Below are 18,068 nucleotides of genomic sequence, written 5' to 3' on the forward strand. Positions count from 1 at the left end.
TTAATGGTTTAAAATGAAAAGCCTGGTATGTCCTTACCGGGCTCTTTTTTTATAGTTGTTTACGCATCACGAAATCTTCCATCAGGAAGCCGTTGCCGATGTCTGTATTTTTCTCCCCATAAACGCTAAAACCCTGTTTTTCGTAGAAGTATCTTGCCTTGTTCAACCGGTTTACATCCAGTTCCAGGATCTGGGCTCCGAGGGCTTTGGTTTGTCTTGCTACGGTATCCAGCAGGAATCTTCCTACACCTTTTCCCTGGTAGCTGGGGTGCAGGTATATTTTATGCAATTTATAAACGCCGGGTGTATCGGTGGCGCTGTAAGAAGCAAAACCAATAGGTTTTTTATCATCTTGTAAGATGATAAACCGATGTCCCTGTTCTGTTATTTGTTTGGTCAAAGCTTCAGTGCTGTACATCTGGTTGATCATATAATCGACCTGTTCCGGTGTAAGGATGCTTTGATAGGTGGGGCGCCATATTTTTTCTGTCAGGTCCTGTATTACAGGAATGTCTGCCACGGTAGTTGATTTTATGCGGTACATTTTTTTTGAATTAGATACTTTTACTTTCCTGTATTATATTATCAATGGTTTCTTGTAGTCGTTCTAAAGTTGTAAAACCTCTTGCACAGAGATAGAGTTGTTTGCCAGTATCGAGGATGGCGGCCGGAAAGCCGGTGATGCCCCAGTTCTGTATCAGCTGAAATTCCTGCTGTGTTTCATACCGGTAATGTTCGTCATGTAAACGGCTGATAAATTCGTCTTCCGGTAATCCGAATTTGCGGATTAACTTCCTGTAAGTATCGTCGCTGTTAAGGCTTACGCCATCATAATTAAGGGTTACCTGCATATCATGCGCAAAGCTGATGGCATTTTCAGGTTGGTATTGCTTAAATACATTGAGCGCCACGCTGGGTTTCTCTGAATCCATTATTTCGGCAGAAGGTAATAATTTTCTGAGAAAAGCTTCGCCAAATTTTACGCCTGTCATTTCCTCTACGTTGGTATGTTCCCTTTGGATATAAGCCGCCATGGAAGAGAAAGGATGCCTGTTATCGCCGGTAATCATGCCGCCGGAAAGAATATCAAATTCCATGGTACCGTTACTTTGCTGCTGTAGTTGCAGTACTACGGGAGTAAAACCGTAGCACCAGCCGCAAAGCGGATCATAGACATATATAAATCGCATAAGTCAGCGTTTATCGTTTAGCGGTTCGCCTTTGGCTGTTAAGACAGCCGTATACGCACCAAAGATAACTAAAAGCTAAAAGCCAAACGTTAATAGCTTTAGGGTTTCCGTCATCCTTCTTCTTCAAAATAACGTTGTTCATATAATTCCTTTGAATGGGCTTTGTTTTTTCGTATAGCCTTCAGTGATAGCTTTCCTGCTATGTAAAGTGTGATCAGGGAAGCCCCCAGCAGGAATATGTTATTACCTAGAAACAGGAAGAAATCGAATGATCCGTGAAAGAAAACAGCGATCAGCAATCCCCGTAAAAGTAAGGCATCTGTTTTTTGCGGGATAAATTTAGCCAGGCCGGCATAGTATCCCATCAACACGGCAAAAGTGGCGTGAGCGGGCACGGACAGGAACATGCGGGCTACGCCGGTCCTGAATCCGAACTGGGCTACATAGGCTATATTTTCCAGTGTGGCAAAGCCCATTCCTATCATGACCGAATAAACAATGCCATCCAGCGGTTCATTAAATGCTTTTTTAGGGTAAGCGTAGAAGCGCAGCACAAGGAATTTAGCCAGTTCTTCTGACAAGCCTACCACACCATAGGCAAAGACCGCAGTGCCCAGAAAAGTTCCGGTGTTTTCCCGCAGACCTATTTGCAGACCCAGGGCCTGTATAACCAACGGCAGCACCACACATACCATGCCCAGCAGGAAGCATTTGAGAAGCAACCCTATGGGTTCACGGTCGTATTTATCCATGGCATAAATGAACAGGGATATCGCAAATCCGGGGGCAATGGCCAGCGCCAGTAACATCATGAAAGGATACTTTTTTGTTTTTTACGTTCCAGCAGGTAAGCGTCCAGCATGTCAACAGTATAACTGCTAAGATTGTTTGTTTTTGTTACGCCGCCTTTTTGTGCGGCCAGGGTACCGTAGTGGATATCATGATAACCTTCAATGCTGTGTGCATCAGGATCAATAGAGATCAGCACCTTTTTTTCCAGCGCATAAGGTAGCCATGTCCAGTCGATATCCAGGCGGCGGGGGTGGGCATTCAGTTCTATTACCACACCGTTGGCCGCGCAGGCATCGATAATGGTTTTATGGTTTACGGGGTACCCGTTGCGGCTCAGCAGCAGGCGGCCGGTCATGTGTCCGAGGATGGTGGTGTATGGATTTTCGATGGCTTTCAGCAGGCGGGCCATCGCTTTCTCTTCTGTCATTTTAAGATTTGAATGCACAGAAGCGATTACGAGATCGAAAGTGGCCAGTATTTCATCCGGGTAATCCAATGATCCATCATTGAGAATATCGGCCTCTATGCTCTTAAAAATGCGGAAAGGCGCCAGTTTTTTATTCAGTTCATCTACCTGTAATTGTTGGGCCTGCACTCTTTCAATATGCAATCCGTTTGCATAAAAGGCGGAGCGGGAGTGATCGCTGATCACCAGGTACTGGAACCCCTGATCCCTGGCGGCTATGGCCATTTCTTCCAGCGTATAGAGGCCATCGCTCCACTGGCTGTGAGAGTGAATGATCCCTTTGATATCGCCTGGCAGGATAAGTTCCGGGAGCTGGTGTAGGCGTGCCTGCTCAATTTCGTTCATGCCTTCCCGTAAGCAGGGCGGAATGAAGTCAATACCAGCCGCACTGAAGATGGCTTCTTCCGATGGTGCGGATGACAGGTGGGCAGCTCCACCGGCCGCATTGAATTTATCCATGAATGCCGGCGCGCCCGTAGTAGTGAACAGCTGGCTATAAAAATCGGCCGCTTCGCAGCTATGGGTAACGACTTTTAGTTTATCGTTGAGTTTCCATACCAGGTTATGATCGTTGGCCGTTGTCAGGGCAAATCCCGGCAGTGCGCTGAGTTGCGCCTGTACTTTGTCTGCCGGTGCGGCGATGACCAGTTCAATTTCATCGATGATCACTGCCTGGCGGCGGAATGCGCCTGTGAGGGCTACGGCTGCCGGCGCCATGATTTCGCGGAGTTGTTTTTCCAGGTCGGCGCCTGTGGCAGCAACTTCGGCATATAAGAACCTGTTGCGGTTAGAAAGATAGAATTCGATGTTCTGACGAACATTTTCCTGTGTTTTTGCGCCGAATCCTTTGAGGAGCATCAGCCGGTTTTCGTTGCAGGCGTACAGGAGTTCGCCCATAGATTCTATTTCCAGTTCTTTCCAGATAGTAGCTATCTTTTTAGGCCCCAGTCCTTTTATCTTCATGATTTCCAGGATACCGGCGGGGGTGATCTGCAGGTAGTTATCCAGCAGCCCGAACTTATCCGTATCCAGCATTTCGAGGATACTTTTACCGGTAGATTCCCCGATACCTTTGATGCGGAATATATCATCACGGGGGGTATCTTTTAATTGTACCGGTAATTTTTCTATAGTAAATGCCGCACTGGCAAAGGATTTGGCTTTGAAGCTGTTTTCTCCGTGAATATCCATGAGTTTGGAGAGGAGGGAGAAGTTATCGGCGATTGAATAGTTATCCATAACGCGAAAATAAATAATTGTAGCAGTATTTCCGGATTTTAGGCGGAGGGCTGATATCGTTGATATCCAGGCAAAAAAAAGATCCTGGTATAAATACCAGGATCCTTATAACTACATTTTGTAAATCCGATCTTAGTTAGCCGGAGCTGCAGGTGCAGAAGGAGCAGCAGGTGCTTTTTTAGCAGCTGGTTTCTTCTTTGCAACTGGTTTTTTAGCAGCGGCTTTCTTCTTTGGCGCAGCTTTAGGAGCAGCAGCTTTCTTTTTAGGAGCAGCTTTCTTAGCAGCGGCTTTCTTTTTAGGAGCAGCTTTCTTAGCAGCAGCTTTCTTTTTAGGAGCAGCTTTCTTAGCAGCGGCTTTCTTTTTAGGAGCAGCCTTCTTAGCAGCAGCTTTCTTTTTAGGAGCAGCTTTCTTAGCAGCTACTTTCTTTTTAGGAGCAGCTTTCTTAGCAGCAGCTTTCTTTTTAGGAGCAGCTTTTTTTGCAGCAGCTTTCTTAGGAGCTACTTTCTTTTTGGGCGCAGCTTTTTTAGCAGCCGCTTTTTTAATTGTTGCCATTGTTTTTTGAATTTGGGTTAGTAAAAAAATATTGGGTATAAAAAAACTTTATGGCTAACACTGATTAGGCTTCTGCCTGAGCAGTGGTGTCAAATGCTTTAACAGAAACGTAAGTCTTGTTTTCGCGACCTTTTCTGAATTCCACTACACCGTCTGCAACTGCGAAAATGGTAAAATCTTTACCAACGCCTACGTTTTGACCGGGATGGTAAACGGTACCTCTCTGACGAACAATAATGTTACCAGAAATAGCAGGTTGACCACCAAAGATTTTTACTCCCAGCCTTTTGCTGTGGGAGTCACGGCCGTTCTTTACACTACCTTCACCTTTTTTATGTGCCATTGTATAATTACTTTAAACTTTGTCTAATAAATAAATTTAGCTTAAAACGAATTAAGCTATCTCATTGATCTTGATTCTCGTAAAGTGAGTACGGTGACCGATTTTCTTCCTGAAGCCTTTTCTTCTCTTCATTTTGAAAGCGATAACTTTATCACCCTGAACATGTGCCAAGATCTCTGCTTTTACTACTGATTTTACATCAGTGCCAACGGCCAGCGTGCCGCCATTATCTGTTAACAGTACGTCGGAAAACTCCACCTTGTCTCCAATATTTCCTTGTAACTGCTGTACAAAAATTTCCTGGTCCTTTTGTACTTTAAATTGCTGACCTGCGATTTTTACAACTGCAAACATAATTATCCAAAATATAATTTCCGCAAAAGTATCAATTGTTTTTCAATTGACAAAGTTTTCCGGCCTTTATTTAATTCACATATGTAAACTAATATAACAAGCCGGATAAAAGCTTAATGTTTTCAAAGATACGTACTTTCCTGTATTTTATAATATTTTAACAAATTACCTTTTATATCCAACAGCCCGGCATCCCCCTCTTTGTGCTATATAACAAAGGCGTAAAAACACTTATCTTGCCGTACAAACCAACGCAAATTTGTATACTTTTGTCGTTTACATAAAAAAGCAGATTCAGGGATTTTTTGATTTACGGATTTAGTTATTTCGTTATAAATAGCTAAATCCGTAAATCAAAAAATTAAAATATACTCTCAATCATAAAATAAAGGGCATGAAGTTTAAATCACTGCTAGCCAAACCATTTGCTTCTATTGTTCATAACAAGATCAGGAAGGAAATGCTCAGGGCGGTGGAAGACCAGGATGCTATCCTGGAGGAGCTGATAAAGACAGGCAAAAAAACAGAATTCGGAACAGATCATAAATATGAGGCCGTACACACATATGATGAGTTTAAGCAAGCTGTGCCGGTACGGGATTATGAGCAATTTAAGCCTTATATAGAGCGGATCAAGGAAGGAAAACAGAACGTGTTATGGAAAGGACAGCCTATCTATCTCGCCAAAACTTCCGGTACCACCAGTGGTGTAAAATATATACCTATCTCGAAGGAATCTATTTCTAACCATATAGATACAGCCCGTAATGCGTTGCTGAACTATATGGGCGAAACAGGTAACAGTGCCTTTGCTGATGGAAAAATGATTTTTCTTTCCGGCTCCCCGGAGCTTGAAAGAGTAGGTGGAATACCCACCGGCCGCCTCAGCGGAATCGTTAATCACCATATCCCGCGCTACCTGCGCACCAACCAGCTGCCTTCCTACGAAACGAATTGTATCGACGATTGGGAAACGAAGCTGGACAAGGTTGTACAGGAAACTTTCAACCAGGATATGACCCTCATCAGTGGCATACCACCATGGGTACAGATGTATTTCGACCGTTTGATAGAAAAAACGGATGGTAAACGCATTAAAGAGATCTTTAAGAACCTGGATTTGCTGGTTTATGGGGGTGTGAACTTTGAACCTTACCAGGCAAAACTAATGGCTTCCATCGGTGCGCCGATCCGTACGCTGGAAACGTTTCCTGCCTCCGAAGGCTTTTTTGCCTTCCAGGATTCACAGGAACAGGAAGGTCTGTTGCTGAACACCAACTCAGGCATCTTCTATGAATTTATTCCTGCACAGGAAATATTCGATGAAAACCCTACGCGGTTGTCACTTAAAGATGTGCAAACAGGTGTAAATTACGCCATGATCATCAACAATAACGCGGGATTATGGGGTTATAACCTTGGTGACACGATAAAATTTATCTCCACCAATCCTTACCGGTTGCTGGTCACAGGAAGGATCAAACATTTTATTTCTGCCTTTGGCGAACACGTGATCGGAGAAGAAGTAGAGCATAGCCTGATGAAAGCAGCGGCAGAAGAACAGGTACACATCACCGAATTTACAGTAGCTCCGATGGTACAAACCTCGGGCGAACTGCCTTTTCATGAATGGTTTGTGGAATTTGAAAACATGCCACACGACCTGACAGCCTTTGCAAGAAAAGTAGATCAGAATTTACGACAGAAGAATATTTATTACGATGATCTTTTAACCGGCAATATATTGCAACCCCTGAAGATAAGAACTGTGCGTAAACAGGGTTTTATCGATTATATGAAGGCTATTGGAAAACTGGGTGGCCAGAATAAAGTGCCACGTTTAAGCAATGACAGAAAGCTGGCAGATGAACTGACGCAGTATTTACAGTAGCGGTATCTGAACAGCTGTAGCAACTGGCGGCGAATGGCCCGCAGTTAATTGTTCTTTTTTTGTTAACTGAAACAAAGTAAATCACCGTAATGGATAAACGTAAGATTGCCATTTTTGGATCCACCGGATCCGTTGGCATACAGGCACTGGAGGTGATAGCGACGCATCCAGAAAGGTTCAGCGTAGAAGTACTGACTGCCCAAAACAATGCCACCCTGCTGATTGAGCAGGCACTAAAATTCAAACCTAATGCCGTTGTAATCGGCAATGAGGATAAATACAAACAGGTAAAAGACGTATTGTTTGATAAAGGCATCAAAGTTTTTGCCGGTGCAAAGGCAATGGTGGAAGTAGCCTCCTGGAGTACGATTGATATGGTGCTGGCAGCTATTACCGGTTTTGCCGGTCTGGCTCCCACCTTATCCGCTATTGAACAGGGAACACCGGTGGCACTGGCCAACAAGGAAACCCTGGTTGTTGCCGGAGATATTGTAATGGCCACTGCCCGCAGAAAGAATGTGCCAATTATCCCGGTAGATTCCGAGCATTCCGCTATTTTCCAATGCCTGCTGGGAGAACCTTTCAGCAAAGTGGAAAAAGTGATCCTGACCGCTTCCGGCGGACCTTTTCTCGGTAAAAAGCCCAATTTCCTGATCAATGTTAAGAAAGATCACGCCTTGCAACATCCCAACTGGAGCATGGGCGCTAAAATATCCATTGATTCGGCTACCCTCATGAACAAGGGCCTGGAAATGATTGAAGCACGCTGGTTATTCGGATTGCAGCCGGAACAGATTGAAGTGGTTGTACACGCACAATCCATTATTCACTCTATGGTCCAATTTGTGGATGGTTCACTGAAAGCCCAGATGGGCTTGCCGGACATGAAACTGCCTATCCAGTATTCGTTGGGTTATCCCGACCGTCTGACCAATAATTTTCCGCGGTTTTCCTTCAGAAATTATCCTTCCCTCACTTTTGAGCAACCGGATATTAAAACTTTCCGTAACCTTGCCATTGCCACAGAGGCAATGTTTAAAGGCGGAAACGCTCCCTGCGTAATGAATGCAGCCAATGAAGAGGTAGTAAACGCATTCCTTAAAAACAGGATAGGATTTTTGCAAATGACAGAAGTGATCGAGGAAACAATGGGAAAAGTGCCGTTTATCGAAACGCCTACCCTGCATGATTATTACGAGTGTGACAGTGTTGCACGCGAACATGCTACCTCCCTGATTAATTCGATCGTTATATAAGTTGAAATTATAAATTAACAAAGCGTTTTGCCGGGATTTGTTTTAAATCTAATATATTGACCGGCATATTAAAGCAGAAACAAGTAAATGACTACAGAGGTAATATTGGTGAAAGCCGGGCAGTTGTTACTGTCACTCTCTATTTTGGTTGTATTGCATGAGTTGGGCCACTTTATCCCGGCCAAATTATTTAAAACCAGGGTGGAAAAATTCTATTTATTCTTTGATCCCTGGTTCTCTCTTTTTAAATTTAAAAAAGGAGGCACGGAGTATGGCGTAGGCTGGCTACCGTTGGGCGGATATGTAAAGATATCCGGGATGATAGACGAAAGCATGGACAAAGAGCAGATGGCGAAACCGCCACAGCCCTGGGAATTCCGTGCAAAACCGGCATGGCAACGCCTGATCATTATGATTGGCGGGGTAACGGTAAATATCGTCCTGGCATTTTTCATATATGCGATGATGTTATGGTACTGGGGTGAGAAATACCTCCCGGCTGATGCTGTGAAATACGGTGTTACAGTAGATTCCCTGGCACAAAGCATTGGTATGCGGGATGGTGATAAGATCCTGGCAATAGACAACCGTAAGGTAGAACAGTTTGGGTCTATCCCCGGAGAAGTGATCCTGCGCGAAGCCAAAAGCATCCAGGTAGAACGCGACGGGCAGCAACTGAGCATTGCTATCCCCGATGGCTTTATCCGGCAGCTGCTGAAGCAAAAGGAACCTTTTGCCTACGTGCGTTTTCCATACTATGTGGATAAATTTGAAAAAGGATCGGTAGCAGAGCAAAACGGCCAGTTCAAAGTAGGAGACAGGATCATTTCCCTCAACGGACAATCCCTGCCTTATTTTACAGACTTCGCCAAAGAGCTGCGCAAGCATAAGAACGAAGAAGTAACCGTAGGATTGGTAAGAGGACAGGATACCCTGAACATCCCCGCCAAACTCGGCGAAACGGCCAAATTAGGGATCTATTACCAGGACCCTGAGAAGTTTTTCGATTACAAAACAAGGAGCTATACTTTCTTTGAGGCTATACCGGCTGGTTTCAGCAAAAGCATCGACAAACTGGTGAAATATGTGCAACAGTTACGCCTGATCTTCGTTTCCAAAGAAGTGAAAGTGAGTGAGTCGCTGGGTGGCTTTATGAGCATCGGCAACCTGTTCCCTGAACAGTGGGACTGGATGATGTTCTGGGAAATGACTGCCTTCTTATCCATTATTCTTGCCTTTATGAACATACTGCCTATTCCTGCACTGGATGGGGGACACGTATTGTTCCTGTTATACGAAATTGTTACCGGCCGCAAGCCCAGTGAGAAATTCCTGGAATATGCGCAAATAGTGGGGATGGTTATCCTGTTTGGCTTACTGTTATTTGCAAACGGACTGGATTTCTGGAGAAACATTATAAGTAAGTGGTTCGCCTAGACCAGGTAGACCAGGATTATAAGGATTAAAAAAGATTACCAAGATGGGTGTTTTGTTGTTTTAGATTCTTTAAAAGACAAACAACAAAACACCCATCTTGGTAATCTTTTTTAATCCTTATAATCCTGGTATTTTTTGCGTATCTTTGTGAGCTATTTAAACATCGGGGATGCCTGGTTTAGACAGCATAGATCTTTGAAAGTGTAAGCATGCCGTGCGTTGGATAATTAGCACGATAATCTGAATATTCAAACTCTAATTGGCGAATCTAACTACGCCATGGCTGCCTAATCAGAGATTAGACACCCATTATAGCCGCTTGAAGTTGTCGCCTTATGCGACTTCCGCCGCCGAATCATCAAACCATAGGGATAGGTATTCATAGTTTCTGTGAGTGAATACTGAAGCTACAACGGATAAGGACTAGGTTGGTTCGTTACGCCCCTGCCAGGTTCCGACAAACCAATGCGTAAATAAGCATGTAGAAAGCTTTCGGCGAATATGTTTGGACGCGGGTTCGATTCCCGCCATCTCCACCCAACTTGAAATCTGGGACTACCAGAAACAGGTAAAAAGATTGAAAGGCAGTTCGTAATGAGCTGCCTTTTTTATGTGCATAATCGTCCGTTATATATTGATTTTCAACCACATTTTCCATTCTTAGGTATTTTTCTTATCATTGTTGAAATGATCGCTGATGAAATCCGCAAAAAACTTCAAAATATCGTTAGGGGAACTTGCCTCCAAGGGCAAGAAGATCATTGCACAGCAATCAGAAATCTCCTTATCACAAGCTTTGAAACAGGTCCAACTGTTAAAGGAGAATTCGAAAGTAGGGCAATTCTCAAAGAAAAGCAGGCTCTTTTCTTAAAGTCGCACGCTGAAAAAGCAGGTCTTTGGTTATCATCTTTGCCGGCAGGAAGTGAGTATTTGACTGAAGGTGGAGAAGCGAAGGTTTATCTTTCGCCTGATAAGCGACATGTTATTAAAACAAATGATGCTATCTACTATGCAACCTGGGCAGAATATTTTAATAGCCTGGTAATTCACAACTTACTTTTCCCCAATACAGCCTATTCATTATTAGGATTTATAGCAATCAATGAGAGCCTTTGTATTATATTACAACAGCCATTTATAGAAGGCGGACAAGCTGAACTTCAAGATATTAAAGAGTTGTTGACTTTTAATGATTTTAGGAATACTAGACGGCAAGATTATTATAATGAGGAGTTTGGGTTGCTGTTGGAAGATATGCATGATGAAAATGTCATAGCCAAAGAAGATGTCCTGTTTTTTATTGATACAGTATTCTATGTGATGCAAAGAGCTTAATATGCATTTGTGAGAAGGTTTTGTTTTTTGACGCTATTACATCCCTGTAACTGACTTGCTTATCTTGTTTTTATTGTTCGTCTTTCAATGACTAAAAAATATCAGCATTTGTTCCAGCGCGGTTTTTGAGTGCATTATTTCGCTGTTTTCTAAGGTCTCCTGCGTGGCTGCTGCACCCCTTATAATCATTTGTTTTTCAAAATGTGAGATGGCGGTTTTAATATCCCTGAATTTATTATTCGTTAAACATTCCGCCAATTCAAACGCATCTTGCATTGCTACATTTGCGCCCTCGCCAGCAAATGGTGGCATACAATGGGCCGCATCGCCTATCATCGTAAGGTTTTCCTGCGTTTCCCAGGTTTGGTTTAATGGAAAATAATATTGGGGCCGTGGAATAAAATGTACATCGTCATTTGTAAAAAATTCATGCCATTCATCACTCCAACCTGCATACGCCACTTTAAACCATGCAAAAACCTGTTCTTTATTTTTAAAATCGATACCACTTTGCTCAAGCGAATTTTCAGGGCCTTTAAAACTTGCAACAAACATAATCGAGCCATCGCCTTTTGTGCCGTACCCTATGAATTGTTCATTACCAAAAGCCATAACTTTTCCGCCTTTTGTAAATTCAAAAAGTTTCGCTGCATTATTTTCTGCATGGTAAATATTCCCCTCAATCAAAGTAATACCTGAATAAACAGGGCTTTCGGTACTTAAATACGGACGCACTCTTGACTTTGCTCCGTCAGCGGCAATGACCAGATCGGCATATGCGCTTGTCCCGTTTTTGAAATGCAAGTGCCAGCCATTGTTTTGTTTTTCCATAGAAACGAAATGGCTGTCCCACACAACGGTATCGGGTTTTAGTGAGTTCAACAAAATATTGCGCAAAGGCGCTCTGTCAATTTCAGGGCGATGCTCTGAAAATGCCTTTCCGCTGTTATGTTCATCAAATTTTATTTGGAGGCTTTTATCTACAATACGCATTTTACTCGCAATCGGGCGATAATGCGCATAAAATTCATCAATTAAGCCTGCACGTTTCATGGCTTCCAAACCGGAACCTTCGTGCAGATCCAAAGTAGAGCCCTGAACACGAACATCACGATTGACATCCCTTTCGTAAACTTTTACGTCAGCATTTTGCATCTGTAACAGCCGGGCTAAGGTCAGTCCGGCCATTCCCCCGCCAACAATGGCGATTCGTTTATTTTGTATTAACATTTTTATGATTGAAAGTATATTATAAAGTGTGATAAGTGTGGCACATTTTTATTGCGCCATTAATTTTCCCAAAATCCGGCATAATAAAGAATGCGGAAAGAAGTATTTGTATTATCTATAAAGTTATGTTCACTTTGTTTTAAGATTCATACCGCAAAATTATGTTGAGGTAAGCGATGATAATAGTATAAATCGGTCGTTTTTGTTCTTAAATAATTCTTTCGGCACCACACCCGAAAATTTCTTTATTTCTTTGATGAAGTGATTTTGGTCAGCAAAATTTTCTTCCGGAAAAAGTTTTCCTTGTGCAATATGTTCTAATGAAGCCCTGAACCTTAATACGTTGCAATATGATTTTAGCGAAATACCAAATTGCTGATTGAAATAACGATTGATTTGGCGGCTGCTCCAAAACACTTTTTCAGAAAGTTCTTTTACTGTAATTCCACCCTTTGTTGCATAAATCAATTCAAACAATTTGCGTTTGCGTTCATCAATTTCATTCGGCAAAAGTGATTTAATTTTTTGCGTAGCTTTTTCTACAAAAAGATCAAAATCCTGTAAATCATTTTCCGTAAAACCCCAAAAATCATTGGGCAAAAGTTTTCCGTTATTTACGATGTCTGAAATAGTGTCACGAAAAATATATTCTACTGCAAGCAATTTAAAACTAATGGAAAATATCAAACCATTGGCAAGTATGGTGGCTGATTCGTGTTGCTGTGTACCCAGGCCAAGAAGTACAATACGGAAAGGTTCATTAGGCGATTGAAAAAGAAATAGATCAATGCGTCCGTCGGGCAAGCCTGTTGTTTCTTTATTGCTGGCGGATTGATTGTGCAAAAACCAAAAACTATCCACAAATTCCGAAAGCGGTTTATCGGGTTTTACGAGTTTGTAATGCAGGTCATTGTCCATTTTGTCTATCCATTTGTTGGTGTCACATAGCGTCCATCTTTTGGGGCTTGGCGGGCAGATGGACATTGGAAAAATGTCAGCCCAAATTTAGTACTAAAGTTTAATAGTACCACAAAATTCAATGCTTGTTATGGTGTATTCACATTGATAATTTGTAGTCTTTTTTATTTCGATTTTCATTGTTGTGTATTTCTTTTATAAATCATAATGCTAAAATTGTTGAATGGATACGCTAACTTTATCTCAATCAATTTGAAGTAGAAGACTATTAATATTTACTGCAGTTGTTAATTTCAATCTCAACTTTTCTAAAATCGATTGAATTATGCTATACCTGTTTTCTAAACATATACTTCATTGATTCGTAGAAATGGATTAAAAAAATAGCAATCACATAAGACGCTAAAGAAATGGCATAAATTTATTGTCAAGTGAGCGGTTTTTTTATTCAGCAGACAGATATATACTATAAGGTTACCTTAATTTTCCATAGAATTGTATTCAATAAAGCTATAGCATGATCCAGCATCATAAATATTGGAAACAGACTGGTAAGACTTTTACCCTTGTTGCGGTTTGTTTCTTTTTAAAGATAAGTAGTAGTCTTTTAGCCCAGGGGGTGGTAACATTACCCAGAAGTACACCCGCCTCACAAGGCGTGTCTGCTGCCGGTATCAGCCACTTCCTGGATGCTGTAAAGGCATCGGGCATTGAATTTCATAGCCTGATGATGGTACGGCATGGTAAAGTAATTGCGGAAGGATGGTGGAACCCCTATCGCGCCGATCTGGTCCATACCATGTATTCTACCAGCAAAAGTTTTACCTCCACAGCGGTTGGTTTCGCGATAACGGAAGGGCTGCTTAAAACGGACGATAAAGTGGCTGCTTTTTTCCCCCAGGATGTACCCGATACGCTGAGTGCCTTTCAGCAACAGATGACGGTAAAAGACTTGCTTACCATGTCTGTTGGACAACGACCGGATCCTACGTTTACCGTGATTGATAAGCGTAACTGGGTAAAAGAATTTTTTGCCTTGCCTGTGCTGGATACACCTGGCACCAAATTCCTTTATAATTCTCTGGCAACTTATATGCTCTCTGCTATCGTACAGCGGGTTACCGGTCAGCGGGTCATAGACTATCTGCAACCGCGGTTGTTTGCTCCTTTAGGGATACAGGGAATTACCTGGGAAAGAAGCCCCGAAGGTATTAATACCGGTGGCTGGGGATTGAGCCTGAAAACAGAGGATATGGCAAAGTTTGGCCAGTTATATCTTCAGCAGGGAATTTGGCAGGGCCGGCAAATAATACCAGCGGCCTGGGTGAAGGAAGCAACGGGTTTTAAAATAGGTCCGGCGGGCCCGAATGTTCCTCCGGCTGCAGAAGCAAAGGATTGGGAACAGGGATATTGTTACCAGTTCTGGAGATGCCGCAATAATGCTTTCAGGGCAGATGGCGCCTTCGGTCAGTTTATTGTCGTGATGCCCGACCAGAATGCAGTGATCGCTATTACCTGTGAAACAGCGGATATGCAGGCGGAGCTGGAGCTGGTATGGAAATATTTATTACCTGCCATGAAAAATGACACATTACCGGAGAATATAACGGAAACGCATAAATTAAAACAGCAACTGGCAGCACTGGCACTTTTACCGGCAGGTAAAAATGTCCCACATACCATTGCCCGGCAAATAAATGGTAAAACATTCAACATTGCCGCAAACGATGCACACATACAGCAGGTATCTTTCTCTTTCCGTAATAACAGGTGCCAGTTTACTTTGAAAGATGATAGCGCACGCTACCAGTTTGACTGCGGTTTGTTACAATGGGTGGAGGGAACTACACAGATGCCCGGAACACCTCCCAAACTCACAGATATCGCAAAAGGGAACACAGTGGGGTTACCGCCGGCAAAGGTAGCAGCCAGTTATGTATGGAAAGACTCCACTACCCTGGAAATTGTATGCAGGTATATTGAAAGCCCGCACAAGGAAACAATTACCTGTCATTTCAATAAACAGACGGTAACCCTGGATTTCCATGGCAGCCTCACGGCAATGGTGCCGTCAGCAGGCAAACGCCCAACACTGAATGGTGTACTGGAAAACACCAGAATAGGAATACTTACACCATAAGGATGAAGATTACTTTGGCGTATTCTTATCAAAAGTAGCGGTGTCGAAGAATATACTCAGTGAGTCCAGTTTTCCATTCTTCGCCTTCCAGATCTCGGCTACATTACCATTGATGCTTACACCATTAGGAAATTTATAGTCATAATTTCCAATGACGCAGGCATTTTCGCCTTCAATAATCATTTCTTTTACGCGCATGGTTTGAAACACACGGGAGAACCGTTTAATGACTTCGATATAGGCGGCTTTTCCCACAGTAGGAGCTGTTTTTGTCATGTCGCCGCCAATAAATTTAAAGTCATCGGAGATGACTGGTTCCCAACCTTCCTTTTGGGCAAAACCGCTGTAATAAGTTTCGAGCAATTGCCTGGTTGATGTTGAGTTTTCCATTTTTTCTATTTTTAGGGTATAATAATAATTATCTTTGTTATTGCATTTTGCAAGTACTAAGATATAAAGTTATTTTAAATTGCAAGTACTTTTAAAAAAAATAGTATGGGAAAAGTAAGGTCAGATTGTCCAATCAGTTGTTCCCTCGATGTTTTTGGGGATAAATGGTCGTTGCTTATTATCCGGGATATTATGCTGAGAGGGAAATTATCTTACAGCGAATTTCTGGGATCAGAGGAAAAGATTGCTACAAATATTCTTGTTAACAGGTTGAGTGTTCTTGAGGCTGAGCATATCCTTTCAAAACGGGTGTCGCCAACGAACAAGTCAAAGTTTATTTACAGCCTTACAAAAAAGGGAATTGACCTGTTGCCCATAATCATTGAAATGATGGATTGGGGCGCAAAATATAATGCCAATTGCCCTCGTAAAGAGCTCGGGAAAAAAATAAAGAAGGATAAAGCCGGGGCTATTAAAGAGTATTTTGAAAAGCTGAAAAAGCAGGTTACTTGATAGCTGCTTTGTGGTATGTGTGAACTTCATTTCTATATAATATAAAAATTGGTCATAATATTATACTACATTACTACCCAAACCTCCGAATGGTATGGGGTGCCAGAAACTTGGAAAATGACAAGCAACAAAACACATAAAATACTAACCTATTGCATTGCTTCAGTTTGGATTATAAACGGACTTTTTTGTAAAGTATTGAACCTTGTCCCCCGCCACGAACAAATTGTTGCAAGAATACTGGGTGATAGCTATTCCAGACCTTTGATACTTATGATAGGGCTTTTAGAAACAGGAATGGGAGTCTGGATACTGAGCGGTATTAAATCCCGTTTAAATGCATTTGCACAAATTATTATCGTGGCAACCATGAACGCACTTGAATTTATCCTGGTACCCGATCTGTTGCTTTGGGGAAAAGCCAATTCAATTTTTGCTTTTTTGTTTATTATCTTGGTTTATGTCAACGAATTTTATCTGAACAAAAGAATCGTTTCACAAAGCTAACATGAACTCGTTCCTGAAAACCCACCCATTTGCAGTTGAAGCATTTTTTGAAAGTTCACTCGTACTGACTTTCGCCGTTCCGAAAGAACAGCTTCAGGCACTCATTCCGCCATGTTTAGTACTACACACCTTTGATGAAAAATGGGCGTTCCTTGCAGTGGCAATGGTTCAGACGAAAGGATTAAGACCGAAAGGTTTTCCAAAATTTATGGGCAATGACTTCTTCTTAACAGGCTACCGGGTTTTTGTTAAATATACCAATACTGCCGGGAAAAGATTAAGGGGATTATATATTCTTAAATCCGAAACTGACAAAAGAAAAATGGCATTTATGGGGAATATTTTCACCCATTACAATTATACAACCACTGATATTACGCTGACCAGGCAAGGGAGTAATACAGCAATAAAATCAGTACAATCAGATTTTACAATAAAAATCGAAGAAGACGACGGCGAAATTTCATTGCCTGAAAATTCACCATTTGCTGACTGGAAAGAAGCCAGAAGATTTGCAGGTCCATTGCCATTTACATTTACCTATAATTCAAACACCAGGGAAGTTTTAATTATTGAAGGTGTCAGAGAGCACTGGGTGCCAAAACCAGTAAGGGTAATTGATCATGCCATTTCATTCCTTCAGACACTACAACTGAAAGGAACCATTTTGGCAAATGCTTTTATCATTAAAGATGTTCCTTACTATTGGAAAAAAGGAAAAACTGAGGTATGGAAAAACTGAGGACACCCTTTCAGGGAGTATCAAATATTGTCCGCTTTAACTGGCATTTTTATCTTCTATCATGGGGCTTTTTGTTCCTGCTATTTTTATTGATAAATAGTATCGACGCCCCTTTTAAAGGTTATTTATACATTGTCTGTTTTTTAATCCTTGGTATCAATATCATTTCTTTAGCTGTGTCCTACTACATATATGACTTATCTGGGCTTTACAATTTTAATTGGTTAAATGTACTGAAAACGGAACGCAGGATCATCAATATAAGTGCTGGTTTCGATGAAACAAGTATTATACTAAGTAACAGGTTTAAGCATACAGCACTCGTTGCGCTTGACTTTTATGATCCCTTAAAACATACAGAGGTTTCAATAAAAAGGGCCAGAAAAGCGTATCCCATATTCCCCGGCACGCTACAGGTAAAAACAACGGATTTACAAATAGCAGATAATGCTGCTGATAAAATATTTGTAATGCTGTCTGCCCACGAAATAAGGGATGAATATGAACGGATAGCATTTTTTAAGGAATTAAAAAGGGTGATAAAACCAACAGGGCAGATTTTTATTGTTGAACACCTGAGAGATACCGCTAATTTTTTAGCATACAATATTGGATTCTTTCATTTCTATTCAAAATCTACCTGGTTCAAAACCTTCCAGGCAGCACAACTTGAAATTCAAAAGGAGATAAAACTTACGCCGTTTATTTCAACCTTTATACTTGAGAAGAATGGAACTACATTTTAAAATTATAGGAGTCCTTTTAATTATCTT

The 18,068-nt window shown here is 41.8% G+C and carries 19 protein-coding genes and 1 other RNA gene; 10 read left to right on the forward strand and 10 right to left on the reverse strand.

What is annotated here, in order from left to right; translation table 11 throughout:
• Positions 1 to 49 precede the first annotated feature (49 nt).
• The 7 genes from ABQ275_RS03650 to rplU form a co-directional block, all read right to left on the reverse strand.
• Positions 50 to 544, reverse strand: coding sequence for a GNAT family N-acetyltransferase (locus tag ABQ275_RS03650; protein WP_349316913.1), 495 nt, complete (start codon positions 542 to 544; stop codon positions 50 to 52).
• A 10-nt stretch (positions 545 to 554) separates the two neighbouring features.
• Positions 555 to 1,190, reverse strand: coding sequence for a DsbA family protein (locus ABQ275_RS03655; protein ID WP_349316914.1), 636 nt, complete (start codon positions 1,188 to 1,190; stop codon positions 555 to 557).
• Positions 1,191 to 1,300: 110 nt separating this feature from the next.
• On the reverse strand, positions 1,301 to 2,002 hold the full coding sequence (locus ABQ275_RS03660) for a PrsW family glutamic-type intramembrane protease (protein WP_349316915.1): 702 nt from the start codon (positions 2,000 to 2,002) through the stop codon (positions 1,301 to 1,303).
• Positions 1,999 to 3,687 (reverse strand): helix-hairpin-helix domain-containing protein, encoded by a 1,689-nt coding sequence (locus ABQ275_RS03665; RefSeq protein WP_349316916.1) that lies wholly within the window; start codon positions 3,685 to 3,687, stop codon positions 1,999 to 2,001. Before ABQ275_RS03665 ends, ABQ275_RS03660 begins: the two co-directional genes overlap by 4 nt.
• A gap of 132 nt (positions 3,688 to 3,819) precedes the next feature.
• Positions 3,820 to 4,239 (reverse strand): hypothetical protein, encoded by a 420-nt coding sequence (locus tag ABQ275_RS03670; RefSeq protein ID WP_349316917.1) that lies wholly within the window; start codon positions 4,237 to 4,239, stop codon positions 3,820 to 3,822.
• A gap of 64 nt (positions 4,240 to 4,303) precedes the next feature.
• Positions 4,304 to 4,582 (reverse strand): 50S ribosomal protein L27, encoded by a 279-nt coding sequence (gene rpmA / locus ABQ275_RS03675; protein WP_079468897.1) that lies wholly within the window; start codon positions 4,580 to 4,582, stop codon positions 4,304 to 4,306.
• A gap of 51 nt (positions 4,583 to 4,633) precedes the next feature.
• Entirely contained in the window at positions 4,634 to 4,936 is a 303-nt protein-coding gene (rplU, locus tag ABQ275_RS03680; protein ID WP_349316918.1) for a 50S ribosomal protein L21, read from the reverse strand.
• Positions 4,937 to 5,330: 394 nt separating this feature from the next.
• On the opposite strand from rplU, the gene ABQ275_RS03685 reads away from it, so the two are divergent.
• From ABQ275_RS03685 to ABQ275_RS03705, 5 genes are all read left to right on the forward strand, one after another.
• A complete protein-coding gene (locus tag ABQ275_RS03685; protein ID WP_349316919.1) occupies positions 5,331 to 6,827 on the forward strand; it encodes a GH3 auxin-responsive promoter family protein in 1,497 nt (498 codons plus the stop codon).
• An 89-nt stretch (positions 6,828 to 6,916) separates the two neighbouring features.
• Positions 6,917 to 8,083, forward strand: a complete 1,167-nt coding sequence (locus ABQ275_RS03690) for a 1-deoxy-D-xylulose-5-phosphate reductoisomerase (protein ID WP_349316920.1) — start codon at positions 6,917 to 6,919, stop codon at positions 8,081 to 8,083.
• Between the two features lie 87 nt (positions 8,084 to 8,170).
• A complete protein-coding gene (rseP, locus tag ABQ275_RS03695) occupies positions 8,171 to 9,520 on the forward strand; it encodes an RIP metalloprotease RseP (protein ID WP_349316921.1) in 1,350 nt (449 codons plus the stop codon).
• A gap of 165 nt (positions 9,521 to 9,685) precedes the next feature.
• Positions 9,686 to 10,059: a transfer-messenger RNA gene (gene ssrA / locus ABQ275_RS03700) on the forward strand.
• A gap of 55 nt (positions 10,060 to 10,114) precedes the next feature.
• Positions 10,115 to 10,855 carry a hypothetical protein gene (locus tag ABQ275_RS03705; protein ID WP_349316922.1) on the forward strand — a complete coding sequence of 247 codons (741 nt, stop codon included), beginning with the start codon at positions 10,115 to 10,117 and terminating at the stop codon, positions 10,853 to 10,855.
• A gap of 84 nt (positions 10,856 to 10,939) precedes the next feature.
• Here ABQ275_RS03705 and ABQ275_RS03710 read toward each other — a convergent pair whose 3' ends face one another.
• Positions 10,940 to 12,085, reverse strand: a complete 1,146-nt coding sequence (locus ABQ275_RS03710; protein WP_349316923.1) for an NAD(P)/FAD-dependent oxidoreductase — start codon at positions 12,083 to 12,085, stop codon at positions 10,940 to 10,942.
• Between the two features lie 159 nt (positions 12,086 to 12,244).
• Positions 12,245 to 13,003 carry an AraC family transcriptional regulator gene (locus tag ABQ275_RS03715; protein WP_349316924.1) on the reverse strand — a complete coding sequence of 253 codons (759 nt, stop codon included), beginning with the start codon at positions 13,001 to 13,003 and terminating at the stop codon, positions 12,245 to 12,247.
• Positions 13,004 to 13,520: 517 nt separating this feature from the next.
• Between ABQ275_RS03715 and ABQ275_RS03720 the strand changes: the two genes are divergently transcribed.
• Positions 13,521 to 15,143, forward strand: coding sequence for a serine hydrolase (locus ABQ275_RS03720; RefSeq protein ID WP_349316925.1), 1,623 nt, complete (start codon positions 13,521 to 13,523; stop codon positions 15,141 to 15,143).
• Positions 15,144 to 15,152: 9 nt separating this feature from the next.
• Here the strand turns inward: ABQ275_RS03720 and ABQ275_RS03725 are convergent, their stop codons facing one another.
• Positions 15,153 to 15,533 carry a nuclear transport factor 2 family protein gene (locus ABQ275_RS03725; RefSeq protein ID WP_349316926.1) on the reverse strand — a complete coding sequence of 127 codons (381 nt, stop codon included), beginning with the start codon at positions 15,531 to 15,533 and terminating at the stop codon, positions 15,153 to 15,155.
• A 105-nt stretch (positions 15,534 to 15,638) separates the two neighbouring features.
• Here ABQ275_RS03725 and ABQ275_RS03730 point away from each other — a divergent pair, with 105 nt between their 5' ends.
• From ABQ275_RS03730 to ABQ275_RS03745, 4 genes are all read left to right on the forward strand, one after another.
• Positions 15,639 to 16,046, forward strand: a complete 408-nt coding sequence (locus ABQ275_RS03730) for a helix-turn-helix domain-containing protein (protein WP_349316927.1) — start codon at positions 15,639 to 15,641, stop codon at positions 16,044 to 16,046.
• Between the two features lie 117 nt (positions 16,047 to 16,163).
• Positions 16,164 to 16,553, forward strand: a complete 390-nt coding sequence (locus ABQ275_RS03735) for a DoxX-like family protein (protein WP_349316928.1) — start codon at positions 16,164 to 16,166, stop codon at positions 16,551 to 16,553.
• 1 nt (position 16,554) lies between these two features.
• Entirely contained in the window at positions 16,555 to 17,295 is a 741-nt protein-coding gene (locus ABQ275_RS03740) for a DUF2071 domain-containing protein (protein ID WP_349316929.1), read from the forward strand.
• The gene (locus tag ABQ275_RS03745) at positions 17,283 to 18,041 is read left to right on the forward strand and encodes a methyltransferase domain-containing protein (protein ID WP_349316930.1); all 759 of its coding nucleotides are present in this window, start codon (positions 17,283 to 17,285) and stop codon (positions 18,039 to 18,041) included. The genes ABQ275_RS03740 and ABQ275_RS03745 overlap by 13 nt, the downstream gene beginning before the upstream one ends.
• The last annotated feature ends 27 nt before the right edge of the window (positions 18,042 to 18,068 follow it).

The organism is Chitinophaga sp. MM2321, assembly GCF_964033635.1.
Taxonomy (GTDB): Bacteria; Bacteroidota; Bacteroidia; order Chitinophagales; family Chitinophagaceae; genus Chitinophaga.